This is a genomic window from Pseudomonas sp. RL_105y_Pfl2_101 (assembly GCF_963970585.1).
GTDB lineage: Bacteria > Pseudomonadota > Gammaproteobacteria > Pseudomonadales > Pseudomonadaceae > Aquipseudomonas.
The window spans coordinates 176654-200763 of sequence record NZ_CAXAPG010000006.1; the positions used below are offsets into that span (position 1 = coordinate 176654).

Below are 24110 nucleotides of genomic sequence, written 5' to 3' on the forward strand. Positions count from 1 at the left end.
ATTAGCGTTAGGTAGGAGTCAGGGCATGGCGGGAGTAATGGATTCGGTAAACCAGCGTACTCAGCTGGTCGGTCAGAATCGCCTGGAGCTGTTGTTGTTCCGTCTCGACGGCCAACAAATGTATGGAATCAACGTATTCAAGGTTCGCGAGGTGCTGCAATGCCCCAAGCTGACCCTGATGCCCAAGTCCAGCCCCGTCGTGTGCGGTGTGGCCAACATTCGGGGAGCGACCATCCCGATTCTCGACCTGGCGATGGCGACCGGTTCCGGTCGTCTGCTGGACCAGAGTAATCCGTTTGTGATCATCACCGAGTACAACACCAAGACCCAGGGTTTCCTGGTCCGCTCGGTGGAGCGCATTGTCAACATGAACTGGGAAGAAATCCATCCACCGCCCAAGGGCACCGGCCGCGATCACTACCTCACGGCAGTGACCCGGGTCGATAACCAGTTGGTGGAAATCATCGACGTGGAGAAGATCCTCGCCGAAGTGGCGCCCACACCGGAAGCGATCTCCGCGGGTGTGGTGGATGCCGAAACCCAGCACAAGGCGATTTCGCTGCGGGTGCTGACCGTCGATGACTCGTCGGTGGCCCGCAAGCAGGTGACCCGTTGCCTGCAAACGGTCGGCGTCGAGGTGGTGGCGCTGAACGACGGACGACAGGCGCTGGATTACCTGCGTAAGCTGGTCGAGGAGGGCAAGAAGCCCGAGGAAGAATTCCTGATGATGATCTCCGACATCGAGATGCCGGAGATGGACGGGTACACCCTGACGTCGGAAATTCGCAGCGACCCGCGCATGCAAAAGCTGCACATCATCTTGCATACTTCGTTGTCCGGGGTTTTCAACCAGGCGATGGTCAAGAAGGTCGGCGCCGACGATTTCCTGGCGAAATTCCGTCCCGATGACCTGGCTTCCCGGGTCGTCGAACGGATCAAGGCAGCAGAATAAAGAATAATAAGGTCGGGCGCGTTGTGCGTCCGGCAAGTCAACACGATGAAAGAGGCGGTATTTTGTCTACGGGTAATTTGGATTTCGAACAGTTCCGGGTCTTCCTGGAAAAAGCCTGTGGCATTTTGCTTGGTGAAAACAAGCAATACCTGGTGTCGAGCCGTCTCAATAAATTGATGGAGCAACAGGGCCTGAAATCGTTGGGCGAACTGGTCCAGCGCATCCAGACCCAGCCGCGCAGTGGTTTGCGCGAGATGGTGGTGGATGCCATGACCACCAATGAAACCCTGTGGTTTCGCGACACCTACCCGTTCGAGGTGTTGAAGAACAGGGTGTTGCCGGCGGCCATCAAGGCCAGCCCGGGCCAGCGTCTGCGGATCTGGTCGGCGGCCTGTTCGTCGGGGCAGGAACCCTATTCGCTGTCGATGTCCATCGATGAGTTCGAGCGGTCCAACCTCGGCCAGTTGAAAGGCGGCGTGCAGATTGTCGCCACTGATCTGTCCGGGACCATGCTCAATAACTGCAAGACCGGCGAGTACGACAGCCTGGCCATCGGCCGGGGCCTGTCACCGGATCGCCTGCAACGTTACTTCGATCCGAAAGGGCCGGGCAAATGGGTGGTCAAGGCACCGATCAAGAGCCGGGTGGAGTTCCGCTCGTTCAACCTGCTGGACAGCTACGCCAGTCTGGGCAAGTTCGACATCGTGTTTTGCCGTAACGTACTGATCTACTTCTCCGCCGAAGTGAAGAAAGACATCCTGCTGCGCATTCACAGCACGCTCAAGCCGGGCGGCTACCTGTTCCTCGGCGCCTCCGAGGCGTTGAACGGTTTGCCGGATCATTACCAAATGGTCCAATGCAGTCCGGGGATCATCTACCAGGCGAAGTGATTGGCTTGGGTTGTCAAAAAACGGGAGCCCCACGGGGCTCCCGTTTTTTTTGCCTGCCGGTTTCTTCCAGTCCACCACTGCTTCCTGTGGGAGCGAGCCTGCTCGCGATGCGGTACTCCTGGCGACATCAATGTGGACTGACACACCGCTATCGCGAGCAGGCTCGCTCCCACAATGAAACGCATTTGTCCTGCAGAAGCGGCAGAAAAGCGGCAGCCTGCGGAAACCAGTTGCCGCTTTTCTGGCATTGCCGCTTTGCCGCAGCCTGCAAAGCCCCGGTTTATGGGGTTTTTGAAAATGGCACGACGCTTGCTTTAGCCGTCGTACGTACATTCTGGTCACCCAAAGGTTTCCGACATGAGCATCAGCTTCGATAAAGCGCTCGGTATCCACGAACAGGCCCTGAGCTTCCGCGCCCAGCGTGCCGAAGTCCTGGCCAACAACATCGCCAACGCCGACACCCCGAACTACAAGGCGCGGGACCTGGACTTCTCCAAAGTGCTCGCCGAGCAGAACGAGAAGACCAAGAACGGCCACTTCGCCTTGAACATGACCAACAGCCGTCATATCGAAGCCGAAGGCTTGGGCAATGGCGATGAATCGCTGATGTATCGCACGCCGATGCAACCTTCGATCGACCAGAACACCGTCGACGCTCAACTGGAACAGTCCAACTACGCGGAAAACTCCGTGAACTTCCAGGCCAGCTTCACCCTGCTCAACAGCAAGTTCAAAGGGCTGGTATCGGCCCTGCGCGGAGAGTAAGCCATGTCGATCGCTAGCGTATTCAACATTGCCGGCAGTGCCATGAGTGCCCAGACCACTCGCCTGAACACCGTTGCCAGTAACATCGCCAACGCCGAGACCGTTTCGTCGAGCATCGATCAGACCTACCGCGCCCGCCACCCGGTATTCGCCACCATGTTCCAGGGCGGCCAGTCCGGCGGCAGCGACTCGCTGTTCCAGGAGCAGGACGCGGCCGGGCAGGGCGTGCAGGTGCTTGGCGTGGTCGAAGACCAGAGCAACCTCGAAGCCCGTTATGAGCCAAACCATCCGGCCGCAGACGCCAAGGGTTATGTCTACTACCCGAACGTCAACGTCGTCGAGGAAATGGCCGACATGATTTCCGCCAGTCGTTCGTTCCAGACCAACGTCGAAATGATGAACACCGCCAAAACCATGATGCAGAAGGTCCTGACCCTCGGTCAGTGATAAGGGGCGATTCACATGAGCGTCACCAACACTACCAGCGGTTTGAGCCTCAACGAGATTTTGGCCAACTCCTCGGTCAAGACCGCTAGCACCAGCGATGGCCTGTCCTCGGCGACCGGCACGGCCGCCGGCAAGAAGGAGCTGGGCAAGGATGCATTCTTGCAATTGCTGGTCACCCAGCTGAAAAACCAGAACCCGCTGGAACCGCAGGATAACGGCGAGTTCGTTGCCCAACTGGCACAGTTCAGCAGCCTGGAAGGCATCACCACGCTCAACGAGACCGTGAGTGGCATCGCCGGCAACTACAACTCGTCCCAGGCCCTGCAAGCTTCGTCGCTGGTAGGCCGCTCGGTCATCGCCCCGGGCGACAAGGCCGTGGTCGATACCTCCAAGAGCCTCAACGGCACGGTGGTGGTACCGACATCGGTGTCCTCCGTCGCCGTCAAGATCGTGGACAAGGACGGCAAGACCGTTCGCACCATTGACCTGGGCAGCCAGAACGCTGGCAACTCCGCTTTCATCTGGGATGGCAAGAACGACGCGGGCACGACGCTTGAGTCGGGCACCTACACCTTTGCTGCCTCAACCACCATCGATGGCAAGGCTACGTCGCTGATCACCAACCTGCCGGCCACGGTCAGCAGTGTGACCATCAGCCAAACGGGCGGTGAACTGATGCTCAACCTGGCCGGGCTGGGCAGCATCGCCCTGTCCAAAGTACAAACTATTGGTATGTAGAGCCGACTAACCGGCAAAAGGAGTCAACATGTCTTTCAACATCGGCCTTAGCGGTCTCTATGCAGCCAACAAACAACTGGACGTGACCGGCAACAACATCGCCAACGTGGCGACCACCGGTTTCAAATCGTCCCGCGCGGAATTCGAAGATGTCTACTCGGCTACCAAGCTGGGCTCGGGCAGCAAGACCGTCGGCAACGGCGTGCGCCTGGCCAACGTCTCCCAGCAGTTCGGCCAAGGTGATGTCAATAACACCGGCAACGTGCTGGACATGGGTATCCAGGGCCAGGGCTTCTTTGTCCTGAGCAACGACGGGTCGCTGAGCTACACCCGTGCCGGTACCTTCAAGACCGACAAGGAAGGCTTCATCACCAACAGCGACGGCACTGCGCGTTTGCAGGGCTATGGCGTGGATGCCAATGGCAACATCCTCAACGGTATTTTGACCGACCTGCGCATCGACACCTCCAACCTGCCGCCGCAAGCGACCAGCCTGGTTTCGTCGACGATTAACCTGAATTCGACGGCGACGCCGATTGATCAGGCTGATCCTGCCTTGGCGTTCGACCCGACCGATACGGCCACGTTCACCAAGCAATTCACCACCCCTGTCTACGATACCCAGGGTAACCAGCACTCCATGGACCAGTACATGGTCAAGACTGGCGCCAACACTTGGGATGTCTACACCCTGATCGATGGCCGTAACCTGGATGGCAGCGCGCCGGTCGCCCCAAACGCTCCGGTTCCCTCCACGATGAGCTTTGATTCGAGTGGCAAGCTGGTGCAAGTCAGCACCCCGCCTGCGACCGTCAACAACGATCTGGTACTGACCGGTTGGGTGCCAGGCACTGTCACCAACGGCGTATGGACCGCTAACGGCGCCGGTTCGTCGACGATTACGGTGTCCATGGCCAACACCACCCAATTCAACGCCGACACCGCCCGGTCGATCCCGGCCCAGAACGGTTACGCCACTGGCCAGATCACTAACCTGACCATCGACGGCAGCGGTGTATTGCTGGCCAACTTCAGCAACAACCAGACCAAGCCGATCGGTCAGCTCGCCCTCGCCAGCTTCACCAACGAGCAGGGCCTGCAGCCGGTAGGCGGCACCAGCTGGAAAGAGACCTTCGCCTCGGGTATCCCGGGCTACGATGCTCCACAAACCGGCACCCTGGGTTCGATCGTCTCCAACTCCCTGGAAGAGTCCAACGTCAACCTGACCAACGAACTGGTCGAGCTGATCAAGGCGCAAAGCAACTACCAGGCGAACGCCAAGACCATCTCCACCCAGAGCACCATCATGCAGACCATCATTCAGATGGCTTGATGTCGATGGTTGTTTGAAGGCTGCACAAGGAGCCCCTCGCATGAGGGGCTTTTTATTGTGCTGCCCGTCCCAGCCTCGTCGCGAGCAAGCCCGCTCCCACAGGGTTATGTGTACGCAGGTCTACACCCTGCTCGCGATGGCGCCGGGACAGGTGCTACTTTCCTCCAGGCAAAAGAAAACCCCCGATAAACCAGCGGTCTATCGGGGGTTTCTTTAGCAAGCGCCTTGCAGCACCCACCCGCTCAGCTTATTGGCAAGCTTCGCAATCCGGCTCGTCGATCGCGCAGGCCTTTGGCACTGGCGCAGGACCGGCTGGAGCAGCCAGGACCGAATCGTCACCGTGGTTGCCGCCGCTGGAAACAGCGTTCAGCTTGCCGGTGTTGATGGTCGACTTCTCGGTGCTGGTGGCGGCCAGGGCACGGAGGTAGTAAGTGGTTTTCAGGCCACGGTACCAAGCCATGCGGTAGGTCACGTCCAGCTTCTTGCCCGAAGCGCCGGCGATGTACAGGTTCAGCGACTGAGCCTGGTCGATCCACTTCTGGCGACGACTGGCCGCGTCGACGATCCACTTGGTGTCCACTTCGAAGGCTGTTGCGTAGAGCTCTTTGAGCTCTTGCGGGATGCGTTCGATCTGCTGCACCGAACCGTCGTAGTACTTCAGGTCGTTGATCATGACCGAGTCCCACAGGCCGCGGGCCTTGAGGTCGCGAACCAGGTACGGGTTGATCACGGTGAATTCGCCCGACAGGTTCGATTTCACATACAGGTTCTGGTAGGTCGGTTCGATCGACTGCGACACGCCAGTGATGTTGGCGATGGTGGCGGTCGGTGCGATGGCCATGATGTTGGAGTTACGGATGCCTTTCTGCACACGGGCGCGAACCGGTGCCCAGTCCAGGGACTCGTTCAGGTCAACGTCGATGTACTTCTGGCCGCGCTGGGCGATCAGGATCTGTTGCGAGTCCAGCGGCAGGATGCCCTGTGACCACAGCGAACCCTGGAACGTCTCGTAGGCGCCACGCTCGTCGGCCAGGTCGCAGGAAGCCTGGATCGCGTAGTAGCTGACCGCTTCCATGGACTTGTCGGCGAACTCGACCGCGGCATCGGAACCGTACGGGATGTGCTGCAGGTACAAGGCGTCCTGGAAGCCCATGATGCCCAGGCCGACCGGACGGTGCTTGAAGTTGGAGTTCTTCGCTTGCGGCACCGAGTAGTAGTTGATGTCGATCACGTTGTCGAGCATGCGCACGGCGGTGTTCACGGTGCGTTGCAGCTTGGCGGTGTCCAGCTTGCCGTCGACGATATGGTTCGGCAGGTTGATCGAGCCCAGGTTGCAGACTGCGATCTCATCCTTGTTGGTGTTCAGGGTGATCTCGGTGCACAGGTTCGAGCTGTGGACCACGCCGACGTGCTGCTGCGGGCTGCGCAGGTTGCACGGGTCCTTGAAGGTCAGCCATGGGTGACCGGTTTCGAACAGCATCGACAGCATCTTGCGCCACAGGTCTTTGGCCTGGACGACTTTGAACAGCTTGATCTTGTTGTACTCGGTCAGGGCTTCGTAGTACTCGTAGCGCTCTTCGAAAGCCTTGCCGGTCAGGTCGTGCAGGTCCGGTACTTCGGACGGCGAGAACAGGGTCCACTTGCCATCGTCGAAGACACGCTTCATGAACAGGTCAGGGATCCAGTTGGCGGTGTTCATGTCGTGGGTACGACGACGGTCATCACCGGTGTTCTTGCGCAGCTCGATGAACTCTTCGATGTCCATGTGCCAGGTTTCCAGGTAGGCACAGACCGCGCCCTTGCGCTTGCCGCCCTGGTTGACCGCGACCGCGGTGTCGTTGACCACTTTGAGGAACGGCACGACGCCCTGGGATTTGCCGTTGGTGCCCTTGATGTACGAGCCCAATGCGCGAACCGGAGTCCAGTCGTTGCCCAGGCCACCGGCGAATTTCGACAGCATGGCGTTGTCGTGGATGGCGCCGTAGATGCCCGACAGGTCATCTGGCACGGTGGTCAGGTAGCAGCTCGACAGCTGTGGACGCAGGGTGCCGGCGTTGAACAGGGTTGGAGTCGAGGCCATGTAGTCGAAGGACGACAACAGGTTGTAGAACTCGATCGCACGGTCTTCGCGCTGCTTCTCTTCGATGGCCAGGCCCATGGCCACGCGCATGAAGAAGATCTGCGGCAGTTCGAAACGCACGCCATCCTTGTGGATGAAGTAACGGTCGTACAGGGTTTGCAGGCCCAGGTAGGTGAACTGCTGGTCGCGCTCGTGGTTGATCGCCTTGCCGAGTTTTTCCAGGTCGAATTCGGCCAGGACCGGGTTCAGCAATTCGAACTCGATACCCTTGGCAACATAAGCTGGCAACGCCTTGGCGTACAGGTCGACCATTTCGTGGTGGGTCGCGCTCTCGGCGACTTCAAGGAAGCTCAGGCCTTCGGCACGCAGGGTGTCCATCAGCAGGCGGGCGGTTACGAAGGAGTAGTTCGGCTCGCGCTCCACCAGGGTCCGCGCGGTCATCACCAAGGCCGTGTTGACGTCCTTGAGTGCAACGCCGTCATAGAGGTTCTTCAGGGTTTCGCGCTGGATCAGGTCGCCATCGACTTCTTCCAGGCCCTCGCAGGCCTCGGTGACGATGGTGTTCAAGCGGCCCATGTCCAGCGGCGCCAGGCTGCCGTCGGCGCGGGCGATGCGGATCGAAGGGTGAGCCAGCACCGGGGCGTCAGCCGGGGTGCGGATGGCGCGCTCCTTGGCGCGCGAATCACGGTAGATTACGTAGTCGCGGGCCACTTTCTGCTCGCCGGCACGCATCAGGGCCAGTTCGACCTGGTCCTGGATTTCTTCGATGTGGATGGTGCCACCCGACGGCATGCGACGCTTGAAGGTTGCGGTGACCTGTTCGGTCAGGCGGGCCACGGTGTCGTGGATTCGCGACGAAGCGGCAGCGGTGCCACCTTCAACTGCGAGGAACGCTTTGGTGATGGCGACGGTGATCTTGTCATCGGTGTAAGGAACGACAGTGCCGTTACGCTTGATCACACGCAGTTGGCCCGGCGCGGTGGCGGACAGATCCGGGCTCGAATCGGCGGCCAGCGGCGCGGTGCCCTGCGGGTTCTCGCGAGTTGTGTCGGTGTGCATGGGTGTCTCCACGTTCTCTATGTTTGTTTGGGCACCATCACGGTACCCACCGTTCCGTCCTGAAGCACTACAACCGACTGGCGCCGGGCATAACAACTTCGGGACAGTAGGAAGCCGGCGTTTAATGCCGCTCCCATCCGAAGTTCTCAGGTTGCGAGCGAGGCTCGAAACCGGGTTGCCGGGGTGGCAGCAATTGACTGCAACACCCGTACCGTTTCGGTCGTTTTCGACCTTCAAACAGTTGCCATCCGCAGGGGCGGTCTGGGCTTGGGGAAATGCGGTGTTTCAGCTGGACAGAAGCAAGAAAAGCGCTTGAATTCTCTGCCCGACTTGTGTTTGGTTTTTGGCCTGAAACCCTACATGTAGGGTTTTTTACGCGGCGGGCTACAAGATAATGCGTTTTGGGGGGGTATGCAACGTACTACCTGTGGATAAGCCTGTGCGTAATTTGTGTGCGAAACGTGGAATGGCTCTGTAGGCCGCGACCTAGCTGGAGTGGACCTTTTTTCATCGATTTCGACGATCCGAAAACCGCCCGGTGATTTTTGCGGGCGCGGACATTACCACATTAAAGCCAGCCGATCGAAACGCATTTGTCCGCTTGTTTTCTGCGCAGGTGACGTTTATACAATCGGCCCATGCGTGGGTGTGTTTATCCTCCTTTAACATGACAAAAAGATGGGGGAAGCTGTTTCTGAATAGTTGAAACGGGCACTTTGTGGCCAGAGATTGCTCCCGCTCAAGTGCGATGTAGGAGCGATGTAGGAGCGTGTAGGAGCTGTCGAGTGCAACGAGGCTGCGATCTTTCCCCTGCCACTTGAATCTCAAGCGAAAGATCAAAAGATCAAAAGATCGCAGCCTTCGGCAGCTCCTACAAAGCCCAGCGGGAGCAATCTCTGGCCACAGGTTTGTGCTGATCCTTCCTTTTATATTCACAGCAAGACGAGGCCCCAGTGGAACAAGAAGCCTGGCAGGTATTGATCGTCGAGGATGACCAGCGTCTGGCCGAGCTGACCCAGGAATACCTCGAAAGCAACGGGCTGCGTGTCGCCATCGAAGGCGACGGCGCGGTGGCGGCGGCGCGAATTATTGCCGAGCAGCCGGACCTGGTGGTCCTCGACCTGATGCTGCCCGGCGAAGATGGCCTGAGCATCTGTCGCAAGGTGCGCGAGCATTATGACGGGCCGATCCTGATGCTCACCGCCCGCACCGACGACACCGATCAGATCCAGGGCCTGGACCTGGGCGCCGATGATTACGTGTGCAAGCCGGTTCGCCCGCGATTGCTATTGGCACGTATCCAGGCCTTGCTGCGGCGCAGCGAACCGGAGCCGAACGCCGCGCCAAAGCAGCGACGCTTGCAATTCGGCCCGCTAGTGGTCGACGACGCCTTGCGCGAAGCCTGGTTGCAGGGCAGCGGTATCGAGCTGACCAGCGCCGAATTCGACCTGCTGTGGCTGCTGGTGTCCAATGCCGGGCGCATCCTGTCCCGGGAAGAAATCTTCACCGCCCTGCGCGGTATCGGTTATGACGGCCAGGACCGTTCCATCGATGTGCGCATTTCGCGCATCCGCCCCAAGATCGGTGACGACCCGGACCATCCAAGGCTGATCAAGACCATTCGCAGCAAAGGCTACCTGTTCGTTCCTGAAGCCTGTGTAGACCTGGCGCCGTGAATTCGATTTTCCTGCGTATTTATGGCGGCATGTGCGCGGCACTGGTGCTGGTGGCGGTCCTCGGCGTACTGGCCCTGCACCTGCTCAACCAGACCCGCAGCGAGCAATACCGCGAGCGCCTGGCCCACGGCACGTTTTCGTTGATGGCCGACAACCTGCGGCCGATGAACGACACCGAACGGCACCGGGCGTTGCTGGTATGGGAGCGGCTGCTGGGCATTCCGCTGGCGTTGCAGACCTTCGCCCAGACCGACCTCGACCTCGGCCAGCGCACCCGCGTATTGCGTGGCCAGGCGTTGGTCGAGCAGACCGGGCCGCATGCGGCAAAAGTCTATCGGCTGGTCAATGATGCCGAGCAATTGATGTTGGTCGGGGAAGTCCAGCAGATCAGCGAACAATTGGCCCGCGCGACCATTTACCTGTTGGTCGACGAGCTGGTGCGCTATCCGGTGGCCGAACAACCCAAACGGCTGGCGCAACTGGCGCAGGAAAAGGGCTTTGGTTTCGACCTGCGACTCATGACCGCCGAGCAGGCGGACATGGACGAAGACCAGCGCCGTCGTGTGTCCGAGGGCGATACGGTGATGGCGTTGGGCAAGGGCGGCGACTCCATTCGGGTCTTCGCCGGCATGGTCGGCACGCCGTGGGTGCTGGAGATCGGTCCGTTGTACCAGATGAACCCTTATCCGCCACAGTGGCTGGTGCTGATCGCGGCGCTGGGCTTGAGCCTGATCGGGTTGATCGTCTACCTGTTGGTGCGCCAATTGGAGCGACGCTTGCGTGGCTTAGAGTCGGCCGCCACCCAGATCGCCCAGGGCAGCCTGGAAACCCGAGTGCCGGCCCGAGGTGCCGACTCGGTAGGGCGACTGGCCGCGGCGTTCAACGGCATGGCCGAGCACCTGCAACAACTGTTGGCGATTCAGCGTGAGCTGGTGCGGGCGGTGTCCCACGAATTGCGCACCCCGGTGGCGCGCTTGCGCTTCGGCCTGGAAATGCTTGGCAGCGCCAGCACGCCCCAGGCCCGGGACAAATACCTGGCGGGCATGGATCACGACATCGAAGACCTGGATCGGCTGGTGGACGAAATGCTCACCTACGCGCGGCTGGAGCAGGGTTCACCGGCCCTGAATTTTCAGCGGGTGGACCTGGATGCGCTGGTCAATAAAGTGATCGATGAGTTGGGGCCGTTGCGGGCCGGGATCACGGTCGAACGCGGTCTATGCCTGTCGGCCGCCGATTGTGATGGCGCCTGGGTCGAGGCCGAGCCACGTTTTCTGCATCGTGCGCTGCAGAACCTAGTGGGCAACGCGATGCGCCACGCCAGTTCCCAGGTCACCGTCAGCTACCAGGTGGGCCAGTTGCGCTGCCGGGTGGATGTGGAAGACGACGGGCCCGGCGTGCCGGAAGCGGCATGGGAGCGGATTTTCAAGCCCTTCCTGCGCCTGGACGATAGCCGCGCCCGGGCTTCGGGCGGCCATGGGCTGGGGTTGTCGATCGTGCGACGGATCATCCACTGGCACGACGGTCGGGCGCTGATCGGCAAGAGCAAGAGCCTGGGCGGGGCGTGCTTCAGTTTGAGTTGGCCGAGGCATCAGGACAGGTCTTGATAGGTGTGGTGCCTGATCGACCGCCATCGCGGGCAAGCCTCGCTCCCACAGCAAACCACACTTAAATGAGGGCGCACTGACCTGTGGGAGCAAGGCTTGCCCGCGATGAGCCCCTAAAAAAGCAGCACAACTCTCAGGCCCTGATCCCCACCAGACTCAATAGCTGCCCATCCTTTACCCCAAACTGCGCCTGCAGCTCACTGCCATGGCGCCACTCGCTCGACAGGTCAGACAGCAGGCGCAGGCGCACCTGTCCATCGTGTGTCCAATCCAGCACCTCGGCATGCTCGAAATAAAAGCGCTGCCTGACGATGGGGTACAGCGCCTTGAACAGGCTTTCCTTCACTGAAAAGGTCAGGGTCACCAACAGGGCCCGGTCATCGCGCGCGAGTTTGGTCATGCGCTGCAACTCTGGCGAGGTGAGGATTTCACCGGCCAGGCGTTCGGCGCGCTCGGGGTCGAGCAGGTTTTCCACGTCCATGCCTAGCCCCTGCCAGTGATCTTTTTTCGCGACGATGGCTGCCGCCCGACCCGTGCTGTGGGTGATCGAACCGCTGACATGCGCCGGCCACACCGGGGCACGGTCTTCGCCGATGGCCGGCACGCAGGCCAGGCCGTCGAGCCGCTGCAAAGCCGCCCGGGCGCAGATCCGTCCGGCCAGAAATTCTGCCTGGCGCTTGGCTACCGAGCGCTGGATGCTCGCCGGGGGGACGATGGCACTGTTGGGGAAGTCGGCGCCCACCAGCAACAACGGGTCGAAGCGGGTGCTCAGCAGCACCGTATTGGGCAGGGCATCGGGTAAGAGCCAATGTTCATCCAAAGGCGTGCAGCAAGCGGGCAGGGTAGGGAGTGTATTCATGCCAGGCATTTTGCCGGGTTGGCTGGAGGCTGGGTAGTGGCGCAGAAAACCGATCGGTTCTGTTGGCGAGGGCGCTTGCACCCGCCGGGCTCTTTAAGCGCTGCGTAGGAGCTGTCGAGTGCAACGAGGCTGCGATCCTTCCCCAGACGCTTGATTCCCAAGCGAAAGATCAAAAGATCGCAGGCTTCGCCAGCTCCTACAGAGCGTGACGTACTCAAGCGAGAACAAAAGCCCCCTGCCACAGGGCTATTTCAGCCGAAGATTTTCTTGAAAAACTTCTGCATATCCGCCCACGACTGCTCATCGGCCTCTTTGTTGTAGCCAATGTCCGGCCCGCCATGCTCGCCGTGGCTCAAGCGATCGGCATCGGGGTTGCTGAAGCCGTGCTTGGCACCTTTGAGGTTGACGAATTCATAGTCGGCGCCGACCTTGTCCATCTCACTCTTGAACGCGGTGACGTTGTCCTGGGTGACCATGCTGTCCTGGGCGCCATGCTCGACCAACACCTTGGCCTTGACGCTGCCAGGCGTTGCCGGGGTGTTGGTCACCAGCGCACCGTGGAAGCTCACCACGCCGGCCAGCGGTACACCCTGGCGCGCGGCATCGAGGACCACCTTGCCGCCGAAGCAGTAGCCGATGGCGGCGAGTTTGTCCGGATCGGTCTGGGGTTGTTTCTTCAGCAGGTCGAGACCGGCCTGGAAGCGGGCACTGGCCGCCGCGCCGTCCTTGAGTGCCGCCTGCATGAAGGCCATGGCGTCGTTGGGGTGCTCGGTGTTCTTGCCGTCGCCGTACATGTCGATGGCCAGGGCGCTATAGCCCAGGCCCGCAAGATCCCGGGCGCGGCGCTTGGCGTAATCGTTCAACCCCCACCATTCATGCACCACCACTACACCCGGGCGCGGGCCTTTGACGGCGTCGTCATACGCGTAATAACCGATCAGCTTGGTGCCGTCGGCACTGGTGTAGGGGAGCTCCTGGGTTTGGATGGCGGCGTGGCTCATGCCGCTAATGGCCAGAAGTACAACAGCAGGCAGCCTGCGCATGACGGATCTCCTTATAAAAGTGGTCCGCACAGATTAGCCGATTCATTCAGCGCAGGTTCAGAGAACGTTCAAGGAGGGTTCAGGGATCGCTGGGTAAGGTGACGGCGACTTCACAAAACATCAACGCTGCAAAGGAACTTGACCATGCCTGCTATGAAAAAACTGCTGTTGGCTTTCACCGTGCTGGGCGCCAGCGCCCTGGCTCAGGCCGATGACAACTTCGCTAGCCTGACCCTCGGCCAGACCAGCGACAAGGTGAACAAATCCGACGCCTTGAACAGTGCCCTGAACCACCCGAACGCCGACGGCGTCATCGGCAAGGACGCCACGTATGGCCTGCGACTGGGCAAGCAAAACGACCAGGGCCGCTACTACGCCACCTATGACAACGTCTCGGGCACCCACAACGGCATCAAGCTGCGCCAGGAAAACCTGCTGGGCAGCTACGATGTGTTCTATCCGGTCACCAGCAGCACCAAGCTGTTCGGTGGCGGCACGCTGGGCCTGACCAAGCTGACCCAGAATTCCCCCGGCTTCAGCCGCGACAGCGACATCGGCTACGCCGTGGGCTTGCAGGGCGGCGTCCTGCAACAAATTACACAAAACACCTCGGTTGAACTGGGTTACCGTTACCTGCGCAGCAACGCCAGCACCGAGATGAGCACGCACGGTGGCAGCAAGGTTGGTTCGCTGGACCTGACCAGCAGCGCCCAGACGTACCTGTCCGCCAACTACACGTTCTAAACGGTCGACGGTGAGCGTATCCAGCCGGGTCAGTCGAAGACGATCCGGCGCCTTTCGTTGAGGTGCGCGGCACTGGATTGTTTGATTTGCCCGGAGAGAGGCTCCATGAAGTTACTGGTCGTCGAAGACGAAGCGCTGTTGCGTCACCACCTGCAAACCCGTCTCACCGACAGCGGCCATGTGGTGCAGGCCGTGGCCAACGCCGAAGAGGCCTTGTACCAGGTCCGGGAATTCAACCATGACCTGGCGGTGATCGACCTGGGCCTGCCGGGCATCAGCGGGCTGGAACTGATCCGCCGGCTGCGTTCACAGGACAAGACGTTTCCGATCCTGATCCTCACCGCCCGCGGCAACTGGCAGGACAAGGTCGAAGGCTTGGCCGCCGGTGCCGACGACTACGTGGTCAAGCCGTTTCAGTTCGAAGAGCTGGAGGCCCGGTTGAACGCTTTGTTGCGCCGCTCCAGTGGTTTCACCCAATCGACCATCGTTGCCGGTCCGTTGCTGCTGGACCTCAACCGCAAGCAGGCGTCTCTCGATGAGGAGCCGCTGGCGTTGACCGCCTACGAGTACCGCATCCTCGAATACCTCATGCGTCATCACCAGCAAGTAGTGGCCAAAGACCGTTTGATGGAGCAGCTTTACCCCGATGACGACGAGCGTGATCCCAATGTCATCGAAGTGCTGGTCGGGCGCCTGCGCCGTAAACTGGAAGCCCCGGCCGGCTTCAAGCCCATCGACACCGTGCGTGGCATGGGTTACCTGTTCAACGAGCGCTGCCAGTGATTCGTTCGCTTCGCCTGCGGTTGATGCTGGCCGCTATGACCCTGGCGGTGCTGTTCATGCTGGCCTTGTTGCCGGCCATGCAAGGCGCGTTCAGCCTGGCGTTGCAAGACTCCATCGAGCAACGCCTGGCCTCGGACGTGACCACGTTGATTTCCGCCGCCCGAGTGGAAAACAACCGCTTGAAGATGCCGACGCAGTTGCCCGATGAGCGCTTCAACCTCGCCGATGCCCGCCTGCTGGGCTATATCTATGATCGCGAGGGGCGGCAGGTGTGGCGCTCGAAGGCCACCCAGGAAGAGAACATCAATTACACGCCACGCTATGACGGCCAGGGCAATCAGTTCGCGCGCATTCGCGAGAACAACGGCCAGGAGTTTTTTATCTATGACGTCGAGGTCAAGCTGCTCGGCGGCCAGAGCGCGGCGTTCAGCATCGTCACCCTGCAACCGGTGCGCGACTACGAAGTGACCCTGCAGGGGCTGCGGGACAATCTCTACCTGGGCTTTGGCGCGGCCCTGGCGGTGTTGCTGGCGCTGTTGTGGATCGGCCTGACCTGGGGCCTTCGGGCCCTGCGGCGCCTGAGTCAGGAGCTGGACGAAATCGAAAGCGGGACCCGGGAAAGCCTCAGTACTGAGCATCCCCGGGAACTGCTGCGCCTGACCGGCTCGCTCAACCGCTTGCTCTACAGCGAGCGGGAGCAGCGCAGTCGTTATCGTGACTCCCTCGATGACCTGGCCCACAGCTTGAAAACCCCGCTGGCGGTGTTGCAGGGCGTCAGCGAGGACATCGCCCGGCGCCCCGAGGACCGTGGACAGGCTTGGGTGCTGCAATCCCAGATCGAGCGCATGAGCCAGCAGATCGGCTATCAGTTGCAGCGCGCCAGCCTGCGCAAAAGCGGGCTGGTGCGCCATCAGGTACGTTTGCGCCCGGTGCTGCAAAGCCTGTGTGACACCCTGGACAAGGTCTATCGCGACAAGCGGGTCAATGTCCGTTTCGATCTGCCGGAGCACTGCCATGTGCCGATCGAACAGGGCGCTTTGCTGGAGATGCTCGGCAACCTGCTGGAAAATGCCTATCGACTGTGCCTGGGCGAAGTGCGCGTCAGCGTGCATCAGACCCTCGGCGGCGCGCAGTTGAGTGTCGAGGACGACGGGCCGGGTGTGCCACCGGATCAACGTGCGCGGATTCTCCAGCGGGGCGAGCGACTGGATCGCCAGCATCCGGGCCAGGGGATCGGGCTGGCCGTGGTCAAAGACATCATCGATAGCTACGGCGCCAAGTTGACCCTGGGGGATTCAGAGCTGGGCGGGGCGGCGTTCCGGATTCATTTTCCGGTGGTTTGACTGGAATATTTTCGCTGTGTGCGGGCCCCTGTGACCAGAGATGCTCCCGCTGGGCCTGTAGGAGCTGTGTAGGAGCTGTCGAGTGCAACGAGGCTGCGATCTTTCCCCAAACACGTGGAGGAGAGTTTCAAGCGAAAAGTCAAAAGATCGCAGGCTCCGCCAGCTCCTACAACGCAGCCCAACGGGGATAAATCCCCTCGCCACAGGGGGCTGCACCCCCGCAGAAACTGGATGTCACCACTCAGTTCTCCAACTCCCGATAAGCCCCCGGCGTCAGCCCCGTCCACTTCTTGAACGCCCGGTGAAACGCCGACGGTTCGGAGAAACCCAACTGCTCGGCGATCTGTTGCAACGACAAGTCCGCACGCCCCAAGTGGTAGATGGCGATATCCCGCCGCAGTTGATCCTTGAGTTCCTGGAAGCTGGTGCCTTCCTCACGCAAATGCCGGCGCAGGGTTTGCGGGCTGATGTGCAAATGGCCGGCGACGTTGTCCAGGTCGGGCCAGCGGGCGGTGTCGCGGCTGAGCAGGCGGCGCAGTTGGCTGCTCAGGCTGTGACCATCGTCCGGGCGCGACAGCAGGTCGGCGGGGGAGCGTTCGAGGAAATGCTTGAGGGTGCGTTCGTCCTGTAGCAGCGGCATGTCCAGGTAGCGGCTGTGGAACAACAGACTGCTGCTGCGCGCTTCGAACACCAGAGGACAGGGAAACAGTAAGTCGTATTCGGCACCGTGGGCGGGTTTGGTGTAGCCGAAGGTCACCTGTTCCAGGCCGATCCGCTGGCCGATCAGCCAACTGGCAAGGCGATGCCAGACTACCAGCAAGCTTTCAGTCAGGAAGTGATCCGGGTCCCACAGCGTCGAATCGTCCAGCACCAGCCGCACTCGCTCGCCTTCGGCCTCCAGCGTCAGGCTCGGCGCGTCGGGGAACAGGCTGTAGAACAGCAAGCCGCGTTGAAGGGCCTTGCCCAAAGTCCGACAGTGGATCACCGCGTGACACATCATGGCAAACGTCCCGGGTTTACTCGCAGCCCTGCCGAATCCCAGGTATTCGTCCTCCAATGCCAGCCATAGCGCCTGCAACAGGCGAGCGAACTGCTCGGGCGCAATCCGCGCGCGCGGCTCATCCAACAGCTCTGGGCTGATCCCCAGCTGTTGCAGCAGAGGAAAATAGTCGAAGCCTTGCCGACGCGCGCCGCCCAGGGCGGCGCGGGCGAAGTGGCTGGCGATCGTGCGTTGGCGCATGGCTGAAGTCCGTCCGTTATGCGGGCGATGGTAGCAGGGCGCTGGGGCTCGGCAAGGCGGATATCCGCCAAATCCCGGAGTGAGAAACTCCCTGTGGGCGGAAATCCGCCACATTCCATGCCCGTGTTTAACCCGTGAATAAACCCAGGGCCCTTCTGCAATAACGCTTGTAGGGGAGGGGCTGGAAAATGGCACGCGCCTTGCGATAGAGCACCCAGGTCTGCCGCGTGCAGCCGACAAAAAACAAATCCCTCCAGTGCAGGAGGGTTCGCAATTGAGGTGCCGTGGACGACAGGTGGAAGTCGTCATGCGGGACTCTTGAGGAAGGTTTGCCCATGACGACTCGTCAGCCACTGTACAAATCCCTGTATTTCCAGGTGATCGTAGCCATTACCATCGGTATTTTGCTCGGCCACTTCTACCCGCAGACCGGTGTTGCCCTCAAACCATTCGGTGACGGGTTCATCAAGCTGATCAAAATGGTCATTGCCCCCATCATCTTCTGTACCGTCGTCAGCGGCATCGCCGGCATGCAGAACATGAAGTCGGTCGGCAAGACCGGCGGCTTCGCGCTGCTGTATTTCGAAGTTGTTTCCACCATCGCCCTGCTGATCGGCCTGGTCGTGGTCAACGTCGTGCAACCGGGCGCCGGCATGCACATCGATGTGTCGACCCTGGACACCAGCAAGATCGCCGGTTTCATCTCGGCTGGTAAAGACCAGAGCATCATTGCCTTCATCCTCAACGTGATCCCGAACACCATCGTCGGCGCGTTCGCCAATGGCGACATCCTGCAAGTGCTGATGTTCTCGGTGATCTTCGGTTTTGCCCTGCATCGCTTGGGTGCCTACGGCAAGCCGGTGCTGGACTTCATCGATCGCTTCGCCCACGTGATGTTCATCATCATCAACATGATCATGAAGCTAGCCCCCCTCGGTGCCTTCGGTGCCATGGCCTTCACCATCGGCGCCTACGGGGTCGGTTCGCTGGTGCAACTGGGCCAGCTGATGATCTGCTTCTACATCACCTGCGTGGTGTTCGTGCTGGTGGTGCTGGGTGCCATCTGCCGCGCCCACGGCTTCAGCGTCGTCAAGCTGATCCGCTACATCCGTGAAGAACTGCTGATCGTGCTGGGCACTTCCTCGTCGGAATCGGCGCTGCCACGCATGCTGATCAAGATGGAGCGCCTGGGTGCCAAGAAGTCGGTCGTAGGCCTGGTGATCCCGACTGGCTACTCGTTCAACCTCGACGGTACTTCGATCTACCTGACCATGGCCGCGGTGTTCATCGCCCAGGCCACCGACACCCCAATGGACCTGACTCACCAGATCACCCTGCTGCTGGTGCTGCTGCTGTCGTCCAAAGGTGCTGCTGGTGTGACCGGTAGCGGTTTCATCGTACTGGCGGCCACCCTGTCGGCCGTGGGCACCTTGCCGGTGGCCGGCCTGGCACTGATCCTGGGTATCGACCGCTTCATGTCCGAAGCCCGTGCCCTGACCAACCTGGTGGGCAACGCTGTCGCCACGATCGTGGTTGCCAAGTGGGTCAAGGAGCTGGACGAAGACCAGTTGCAGACCGAACTGGTTTCAGGTGGCCGTGGTATCTCCGACGTCCGTGAAGAAGACGATCAGGTCGCAATGGGCGAAATCTCGGCGTCCGCTGCTCTGAAATAAGCCTCAGGTTGCAATGAAAACCCGCTTCGGCGGGTTTTTTCATGGGCCCGGGTTCTCAAGGCTGGCGCGACTCCTTTGTGGCGACGCGGGGCTGTGGGAGCAAAGCTTGCTCGCGAAACAGGCGTCTCGACTCCTGAAAGACCGCATCGCCTGCATCGCGGGCAAGCCTGGCTCCCACAGAGAGTGGGATAATTCCCCTCGCCACAAAGGCGTCGCGCCAGCCTTGAGCGCAATGGTCATCCCCCGTGACACCTGCGGTAATTGCCCCATCACCCGCCCCTGCCTAGTCTTTCACCATCACCCCCCCGGAGATCGCCCATGCAAGGTCCACTGGCATCGCTCAAGGTCCTGGACTTTTCGACCCTGCTGCCCGGCCCGTTCGCCTCGCTGTTGTTGGCGGACATGGGGGCCGAGGTGCTGCGCATCGAGTCGCCGACCCGTCAGGACCTGTTGCGGATATTGCCGCCTCACGATCAGGGCACCTCGGCCAGCCACGCCTACCTCAATCGCAACAAACGCAGCCTGGCCCTGGACCTCAAGCAGCCGGAAGCGTTGGCGGTGGTCACGCAATTGCTGGAGGACTACGACATCCTGCTGGAACAGTTCCGTCCCGGCGTGATGGAGCGACTGGGCCTGGGGTACGAGGCCTTGAAGTTGATCAATCCGCGGCTGATCTATGTGTCGATCACCGGCTACGGCCAGACCGGGCCCTACAAGGACCGCGCCGGTCACGACATCAATTACCTGGCCCTGGCGGGACTGGCCAGCCACACCGGCCGTGCCGACAGCGGTCCGTTGCCGCTGGGGATCCAGGCGGCGGACATTGCTGGTGGTTCGTTGCATGGGGTAATCGGGTTGTTGGCGGCCGTCATTGCCCGCCAGCAGACCGGGCAAGGCCAGCACCTGGACGTGAGCATGACTGACTGTGTGTTCAGCCTCAACGCCATGGCCGGTGCCGGTTATCTGGCCTGCGGTGTCGAGCCGGGTTGGGAAAACCAGATGCTAAACGGCGGCAGCTTCTATGACTATTACCGTACCCGCGATGGTCGCTGGATGTCGGTGGGCAGCCTGGAGCCGGCGTTCATGCAGGCGTTGTGCGAGGCCTTGGGGCGGCCGGAACTGGCGGCCCAGGGGTTGTCGCCCAAGCCTGAACAACACGCCGTTAAGCAGGCGCTGCAAGCCGAGTTTGAAAAACATGATTTTGTCGAGTTGTGCAGCCTGTTTGCAGGAATAGATGCCTGCGTCGAGCCGGTGCTGAGCCTGGAGGAAGCTGTTGGGCATCCGCAGTTACAGGCTCGGGGGCTGGTGACACAGGTGCCCCGGGGCGATGGTTCGAGCCAGGCGCAGATGGCTTGTCCGTTGAGATTTTCCGAAGGGTTGCCCGAGCCTCGGCATATTGGCGCGGGGGTGGGGGCGCATACGGACCAGGTGTTGGGGGAGTTGGGGTTTAGTGTTGAGCGGATTGCTCAATTGCGTGATGCCGGGGTGGTTGTGTAGTGCCCTTTAGGGATCCATGTACGACGCAAATCCCCTGTGGGAGCGAGCCTGCTCGCGAAGGGGCCGGCCCAGACACCACAAAGTCTGCTACTCCACCCTGGTCTCCCCACTGAACACCAAGGTATTGCGACAGCTACGGCACAAATACCGCCGCCCCTGGCGCACCAGGCTGTGGCGCTGGGCCGAGAACGGGAAGTCGCTGCCGTCGCAGGGGCATTTGTAGATGTAGCGGGTCACGCTGCGGCGTTTGATTTCGTAGGTGTGGCAGCGGTTGGGCGGCAGTTCGTACACCCCGCGCATGATCAGTTGCCATTCCTCGCCATGGGGCTGGATGCGTTCGCCAAACAGTTGATGGGCGATCAGGTGCGCGACTTCATGGGCGACGGTTTGCTTGAGGAAGTCTTCGGCGTTTTCCCGGTACAACTGTGGATTGAAGCGCAGCAGATTCTCATGCAGGTGCGCAACACCGGCCTTCTGGCCACGCAATTTGAAGCTGACCACTGGGCGTTTGAAAGGACGTTTGAAAAAGGATTCGGCTTGTTGGTAACACTCTTCGACGCGGGTATTGAGTTGCTCGAGCATGCTTTACGGGTCTCCAGAAGCCCGAGTATGCCGCAAGCGTCGGCCGTTGCGAATCGTCCAGACGCCCAGTGGTCATTTCGAGCGGCTCAAACACAGGAAGGCCGCCTTGCGGCGGCCTGTGTCGGCAGATCCTGTTTTTTTATTGGAGGGTGCTATCGGGACCGTTTCAATCCTTCAATTGGTATAGACCGGGCCGACGCCCAGCCCCCAGACGATGACCGTGAACGCCATGATGGCCACCAGCACCACCAGGCCGACGGCGAGCACCGAGCTGGAAAACAGAAAACCTTCGTCCTGGGGAATGTTCATGAATGTTGGCAAACCCACATACAGCAGGTAGACCGTGTAGCAGATCGCCGCCGTGCCGACGATCATCCCCAGCCACATGTGCGGGTAGAGCGCCGCGAGGCCGCCGATGAACAACGGTGTCGCAGTGTAGGTGGCGAACGCAACGCAACGGGCCAGGCTCGGATTGGCGTCATAGGTGCGGGCCATCCAGTGGATGAAGGCACCCATCACTGCGACACCGCCCAACATGGCCAGGTACGACATGACGGTCATCCATAGCGCACTTTCCTGCGTGAGCATAACCGGTGCACGATTGCCGATGACCCATCCCACCTGCGTGGTGCCGATGAACGCCGATATCGCGGGAATGGCCGCCAGGATCAGCGTGTGGGTGAGGTACATGTGGCTGATGCTTTCCTCCTGATCGCCACGGATTTCTTTCCATTCTTGATCAGGGTGGGTAAAGAGCCCCACGACATGATGGATCATAGTCAGTCACTCCTTTGTTATTGCCATCGCCCCCCAACGGAGCGCCTACGGGCCAAATGGCCGGGTAAGTAAAGGTCTGTAAGTGTGTGCGACCTTATGTCGCAGTATAGAAAGGAGTCACCGCAAGGGGGATGGGGAGCTTAGAGCAAATCGCGCTGTAGGCGAGGGTGTTAATCGCCGATGAGTCTGTACACAACCCTTGGAAAAAAAATCACCTTGTGACGAGGCGATTGTGGGAGCAAGGCTTGCCCGCGATGGAAGCGATGCGGTCTTTCAGAAACCGAGGCGTCTGTTTCGCGAGCAAGTTTTGCTCCCGCAATCCCTGACCACAACAGGGGTGCATCAACCCTTCGCCGAAAGCCGGTTTTTGCGTAAAATGCCGACCTTTCGTCACACCTCACGGATTTCGCGTCATGGGCACTCTTACGGTCAACCAGAACAAACTGCAAAAGCGCCTGCGCCGCCAGGCCGGTGAGGCGGTCGCCGATTTCAACATGATTGAGGACGGCGACAAGGTCATGGTCTGCCTGTCCGGTGGTAAGGACAGTTACACCTTGCTCGATGTGTTGATGCATCTGCAGAAGGTTGCGCCGATCAAGTTCGACATCGTCGCGGTGAACATGGACCAGAAGCAGCCCGGGTTCCCCGAGCATGTGCTGCCGGCCTACCTCGAGTCGTTGGGCGTGGCATATCACATCGTCGAGAAAGACACCTATTCGGTGGTCAAGGAACTGATTCCCGAAGGCAAGACCACCTGTTCGCTGTGCTCGCGCCTGCGGCGCGGAACGCTCTACACCTTCGCCGACGAGATCGGTGCAACCAAAATGGCCCTGGGGCACCATCGCGACGACATCGTCGAGACCTTCTTCCTGAACATGTTCTACAACGGCTCGCTCAAGGCCATGCCACCCAAGCTGCGGGCCGACGATGGGCGCAACGTGGTGATCCGCCCGCTGGCCTATTGCAGCGAGAAAGACATCCAGACCTATTCGGATTTCAAGCAATTCCCGATCATCCCCTGCAACCTCTGCGGCTCCCAGGAAAACCTGCAGCGCCAAGTGGTCAAGGAGATGCTCCAGGACTGGGAGCGCAAGACCCCGGGCCGTACCGAGAGTATTTTCCGCGGCTTGCAGAACGTCATTCCGTCGCAACTGGCGGACCGCAACCTGTTCGACTTCACCAACCTGCGCATCGACGAAAACGCCACGCCACGGTTCGTCAACGTGGTGAACCTCTGACGTTCCCAGCCGTTTTCATTTTCGACCCCAGGAGAGGGCATGCGCGATTACAAGTGGCTGCACGAGTACTGTCTGAACCGCTTCGGTTCGGCGGCTGAACTGGAAGCCCACCTGCCGGTTCCCAAGACCCCGGCGCAACTGCGTAAGATCAGCGACGACCGCTACCTCTCGACCCTGGCGCTGCGGGTGTTCCGCGCCGGTCTCAAGCACAGCCTGGTGGACGCCAAGTGGCCGGCCTTCGAAGAGGTGTTCTTCAAGTTCGACCCGGAGAAAGTCGTGCTGATGAGCGCCGAGCACTTGGAGCGGTTGATGCAGGACGCGCGGATCATTCGCCACCTGGGCAAGCTCAAGAGCGTGCCGCGCAACGCGCAATTGATATTGGACGTGGCCCATGAAAAGGGCAGCTTCGGCGCGCTGGTCGCCGATTGGCCGGTGACCGACATCGTCGGCCTGTGGACCTACCTGAAAAAGCACGGCCATCAACTGGGCGGCCTGTCGGCGCCGCGCTTCTTGCGGATGATGGGCAAGGACACCTTCGTACCCAGTTATGACGTCGTGGCCGCGCTCAATGCCCAGGAGATCATCGACAAGGTCCCCACCAGCCTGCGGGACCTGGCGACGGTGCAGAATGCCTTCAACCAGTGGCATGAAGAGAGTGGCGCACGGCCGATGAGCCAGATATCGATGATGCTGGCGTATACCGTCAATCATTGAGACCGCGTCGCGCCCATCGCGAGCAGGCTCGCTCCCACAAGGGGCCTGTGAGCGTCGCAGATCTCCTGTG

General features: G+C 60.6%; 21 protein-coding genes. 15 read left to right on the forward strand and 6 right to left on the reverse strand.

What is annotated here, in order from left to right; genetic code table 11:
• Nucleotides 1-25 precede the first annotated feature (25 nt).
• The 6 genes from AACY31_RS10015 (at nt 26) to flgE (ending at nt 5125) form a co-directional block, all read left to right on the forward strand.
• Nucleotides 26-952, forward strand: coding sequence for a chemotaxis protein CheV (locus tag AACY31_RS10015; RefSeq protein ID WP_339491611.1), 927 nt, complete (start codon nt 26-28; stop codon nt 950-952).
• A 62-nt stretch (nt 953-1014) separates the two neighbouring features.
• On the forward strand, nt 1015-1842 hold the full coding sequence (gene cheR, locus AACY31_RS10020; protein ID WP_339475226.1) for a protein-glutamate O-methyltransferase CheR: 828 nt from the start codon (nt 1015-1017) through the stop codon (nt 1840-1842).
• A 357-nt stretch (nt 1843-2199) separates the two neighbouring features.
• Complete coding sequence (gene flgB, locus AACY31_RS10025; protein WP_003204732.1) at nt 2200-2607, forward strand: flagellar basal body rod protein FlgB; 408 nt, start codon at nt 2200-2202, stop codon at nt 2605-2607.
• 3 nt (nt 2608-2610) lie between these two features.
• Complete coding sequence (gene flgC / locus AACY31_RS10030; protein ID WP_053147275.1) at nt 2611-3054, forward strand: flagellar basal body rod protein FlgC; 444 nt, start codon at nt 2611-2613, stop codon at nt 3052-3054.
• 15 nt (nt 3055-3069) lie between these two features.
• Nucleotides 3070-3792, forward strand: a complete 723-nt coding sequence (flgD, locus tag AACY31_RS10035; RefSeq protein ID WP_339475221.1) for a flagellar hook assembly protein FlgD — start codon at nt 3070-3072, stop codon at nt 3790-3792.
• A gap of 28 nt (nt 3793-3820) precedes the next feature.
• The gene (flgE, locus tag AACY31_RS10040; protein ID WP_339475220.1) at nt 3821-5125 is read left to right on the forward strand and encodes a flagellar hook protein FlgE; all 1305 of its coding nucleotides are present in this window, start codon (nt 3821-3823) and stop codon (nt 5123-5125) included.
• A gap of 247 nt (nt 5126-5372) precedes the next feature.
• Here the strand turns inward: flgE and AACY31_RS10045 are convergent, their stop codons facing one another.
• Nucleotides 5373-8264: a ribonucleoside-diphosphate reductase subunit alpha gene (locus AACY31_RS10045; RefSeq protein ID WP_339475218.1), complete on the reverse strand. Its 2892-nt coding sequence runs from the start codon at nt 8262-8264 to the stop codon at nt 5373-5375.
• A 953-nt stretch (nt 8265-9217) separates the two neighbouring features.
• On the opposite strand from AACY31_RS10045, the gene AACY31_RS10050 reads away from it, so the two are divergent.
• Both AACY31_RS10050 and AACY31_RS10055 read left to right on the forward strand, forming a co-directional pair.
• Nucleotides 9218-9940: a response regulator transcription factor gene (locus tag AACY31_RS10050; protein WP_339504379.1), complete on the forward strand. Its 723-nt coding sequence runs from the start codon at nt 9218-9220 to the stop codon at nt 9938-9940.
• Nucleotides 9937-11547, forward strand: a complete 1611-nt coding sequence (locus AACY31_RS10055) for an ATP-binding protein (RefSeq protein ID WP_339475216.1) — start codon at nt 9937-9939, stop codon at nt 11545-11547. The genes AACY31_RS10050 and AACY31_RS10055 overlap by 4 nt, the downstream gene beginning before the upstream one ends.
• 133 nt (nt 11548-11680) lie before the next feature.
• Here the strand turns inward: AACY31_RS10055 and AACY31_RS10060 are convergent, their stop codons facing one another.
• A complete protein-coding gene (locus AACY31_RS10060; protein WP_339504380.1) occupies nt 11681-12406 on the reverse strand; it encodes a 4'-phosphopantetheinyl transferase family protein in 726 nt (241 codons plus the stop codon).
• Nucleotides 12407-12657: 251 nt separating this feature from the next.
• A complete protein-coding gene (locus tag AACY31_RS10065) occupies nt 12658-13449 on the reverse strand; it encodes a dienelactone hydrolase family protein (RefSeq protein ID WP_339475212.1) in 792 nt (263 codons plus the stop codon).
• Between the two features lie 144 nt (nt 13450-13593).
• Between AACY31_RS10065 and AACY31_RS10070 the strand changes: the two genes are divergently transcribed.
• The 3 genes from AACY31_RS10070 (at nt 13594) to AACY31_RS10080 (ending at nt 16319) form a co-directional block, all read left to right on the forward strand.
• Nucleotides 13594-14193, forward strand: a complete 600-nt coding sequence (locus AACY31_RS10070; protein WP_339475209.1) for a hypothetical protein — start codon at nt 13594-13596, stop codon at nt 14191-14193.
• 105 nt (nt 14194-14298) lie between these two features.
• Nucleotides 14299-14976 carry a response regulator gene (locus AACY31_RS10075; protein ID WP_339475206.1) on the forward strand — a complete coding sequence of 226 codons (678 nt, stop codon included), beginning with the start codon at nt 14299-14301 and terminating at the stop codon, nt 14974-14976.
• Nucleotides 14973-16319 carry an ATP-binding protein gene (locus AACY31_RS10080; protein ID WP_339491608.1) on the forward strand — a complete coding sequence of 449 codons (1347 nt, stop codon included), beginning with the start codon at nt 14973-14975 and terminating at the stop codon, nt 16317-16319. The genes AACY31_RS10075 and AACY31_RS10080 overlap by 4 nt, the downstream gene beginning before the upstream one ends.
• A gap of 241 nt (nt 16320-16560) precedes the next feature.
• Here the strand turns inward: AACY31_RS10080 and AACY31_RS10085 are convergent, their stop codons facing one another.
• On the reverse strand, nt 16561-17559 hold the full coding sequence (locus AACY31_RS10085) for an AraC family transcriptional regulator (protein ID WP_339475202.1): 999 nt from the start codon (nt 17557-17559) through the stop codon (nt 16561-16563).
• Nucleotides 17560-17894: 335 nt separating this feature from the next.
• On the opposite strand from AACY31_RS10085, the gene AACY31_RS10090 reads away from it, so the two are divergent.
• The gene (locus AACY31_RS10090) at nt 17895-19232 is read left to right on the forward strand and encodes a dicarboxylate/amino acid:cation symporter (protein ID WP_339475199.1); all 1338 of its coding nucleotides are present in this window, start codon (nt 17895-17897) and stop codon (nt 19230-19232) included.
• A gap of 318 nt (nt 19233-19550) precedes the next feature.
• The gene (locus tag AACY31_RS10095; protein ID WP_339475197.1) at nt 19551-20729 is read left to right on the forward strand and encodes a CaiB/BaiF CoA transferase family protein; all 1179 of its coding nucleotides are present in this window, start codon (nt 19551-19553) and stop codon (nt 20727-20729) included.
• A gap of 87 nt (nt 20730-20816) precedes the next feature.
• On the opposite strand, the gene AACY31_RS10100 is transcribed toward AACY31_RS10095, so the two are convergent.
• Nucleotides 20817-21311 (reverse strand): SprT family zinc-dependent metalloprotease, encoded by a 495-nt coding sequence (locus tag AACY31_RS10100; protein WP_003204703.1) that lies wholly within the window; start codon nt 21309-21311, stop codon nt 20817-20819.
• Nucleotides 21312-21485: 174 nt separating this feature from the next.
• Complete coding sequence (locus AACY31_RS10105) at nt 21486-22088, reverse strand: Yip1 family protein (protein WP_214509565.1); 603 nt, start codon at nt 22086-22088, stop codon at nt 21486-21488.
• Between the two features lie 413 nt (nt 22089-22501).
• Between AACY31_RS10105 and ttcA the strand changes: the two genes are divergently transcribed.
• Both ttcA and AACY31_RS10115 read left to right on the forward strand, forming a co-directional pair.
• Nucleotides 22502-23326 (forward strand): tRNA 2-thiocytidine(32) synthetase TtcA, encoded by an 825-nt coding sequence (gene ttcA, locus AACY31_RS10110; protein ID WP_339475190.1) that lies wholly within the window; start codon nt 22502-22504, stop codon nt 23324-23326.
• A 39-nt stretch (nt 23327-23365) separates the two neighbouring features.
• Entirely contained in the window at nt 23366-24040 is a 675-nt protein-coding gene (locus AACY31_RS10115; protein WP_339475187.1) for a DNA-3-methyladenine glycosylase I, read from the forward strand.
• Nucleotides 24041-24110 lie beyond the last annotated feature (70 nt).

Excerpts from the sequence above, each read along its gene's own strand:
- AACY31_RS10015 (WP_339491611.1), top strand. The coding sequence starts at position 26 with ATGGCGGGAGTAATGGATTCGGTAAACCAGCGTACTCAGCTGGTCGGT.
- flgB (WP_003204732.1), top strand. The coding sequence starts at position 2,200 with ATGAGCATCAGCTTCGATAAAGCGCTCGGTATCCACGAACAGGCCCTG.
- flgC (WP_053147275.1), top strand. The coding sequence starts at position 2,611 with ATGTCGATCGCTAGCGTATTCAACATTGCCGGCAGTGCCATGAGTGCC.
- flgD (WP_339475221.1), top strand. The coding sequence starts at position 3,070 with ATGAGCGTCACCAACACTACCAGCGGTTTGAGCCTCAACGAGATTTTG.
- flgE (WP_339475220.1), top strand. The coding sequence starts at position 3,821 with ATGTCTTTCAACATCGGCCTTAGCGGTCTCTATGCAGCCAACAAACAA.
- AACY31_RS10045 (WP_339475218.1), bottom strand. The coding sequence starts at position 8,264 with ATGCACACCGACACAACTCGCGAGAACCCGCAGGGCACCGCGCCGCTG.
- AACY31_RS10060 (WP_339504380.1), bottom strand. The coding sequence starts at position 12,406 with ATGAATACACTCCCTACCCTGCCCGCTTGCTGCACGCCTTTGGATGAA.
- AACY31_RS10065 (WP_339475212.1), bottom strand. The coding sequence starts at position 13,449 with ATGCGCAGGCTGCCTGCTGTTGTACTTCTGGCCATTAGCGGCATGAGC.
- AACY31_RS10070 (WP_339475209.1), top strand. The coding sequence starts at position 13,594 with ATGCCTGCTATGAAAAAACTGCTGTTGGCTTTCACCGTGCTGGGCGCC.
- AACY31_RS10075 (WP_339475206.1), top strand. The coding sequence starts at position 14,299 with ATGAAGTTACTGGTCGTCGAAGACGAAGCGCTGTTGCGTCACCACCTG.
- AACY31_RS10085 (WP_339475202.1), bottom strand. The coding sequence starts at position 17,559 with ATGCGCCAACGCACGATCGCCAGCCACTTCGCCCGCGCCGCCCTGGGC.
- AACY31_RS10090 (WP_339475199.1), top strand. The coding sequence starts at position 17,895 with ATGACGACTCGTCAGCCACTGTACAAATCCCTGTATTTCCAGGTGATC.
- AACY31_RS10095 (WP_339475197.1), top strand. The coding sequence starts at position 19,551 with ATGCAAGGTCCACTGGCATCGCTCAAGGTCCTGGACTTTTCGACCCTG.
- AACY31_RS10100 (WP_003204703.1), bottom strand. The coding sequence starts at position 21,311 with ATGCTCGAGCAACTCAATACCCGCGTCGAAGAGTGTTACCAACAAGCC.
- AACY31_RS10105 (WP_214509565.1), bottom strand. The coding sequence starts at position 22,088 with ATGATCCATCATGTCGTGGGGCTCTTTACCCACCCTGATCAAGAATGG.
- ttcA (WP_339475190.1), top strand. The coding sequence starts at position 22,502 with ATGGGCACTCTTACGGTCAACCAGAACAAACTGCAAAAGCGCCTGCGC.
- AACY31_RS10115 (WP_339475187.1), top strand. The coding sequence starts at position 23,366 with ATGCGCGATTACAAGTGGCTGCACGAGTACTGTCTGAACCGCTTCGGT.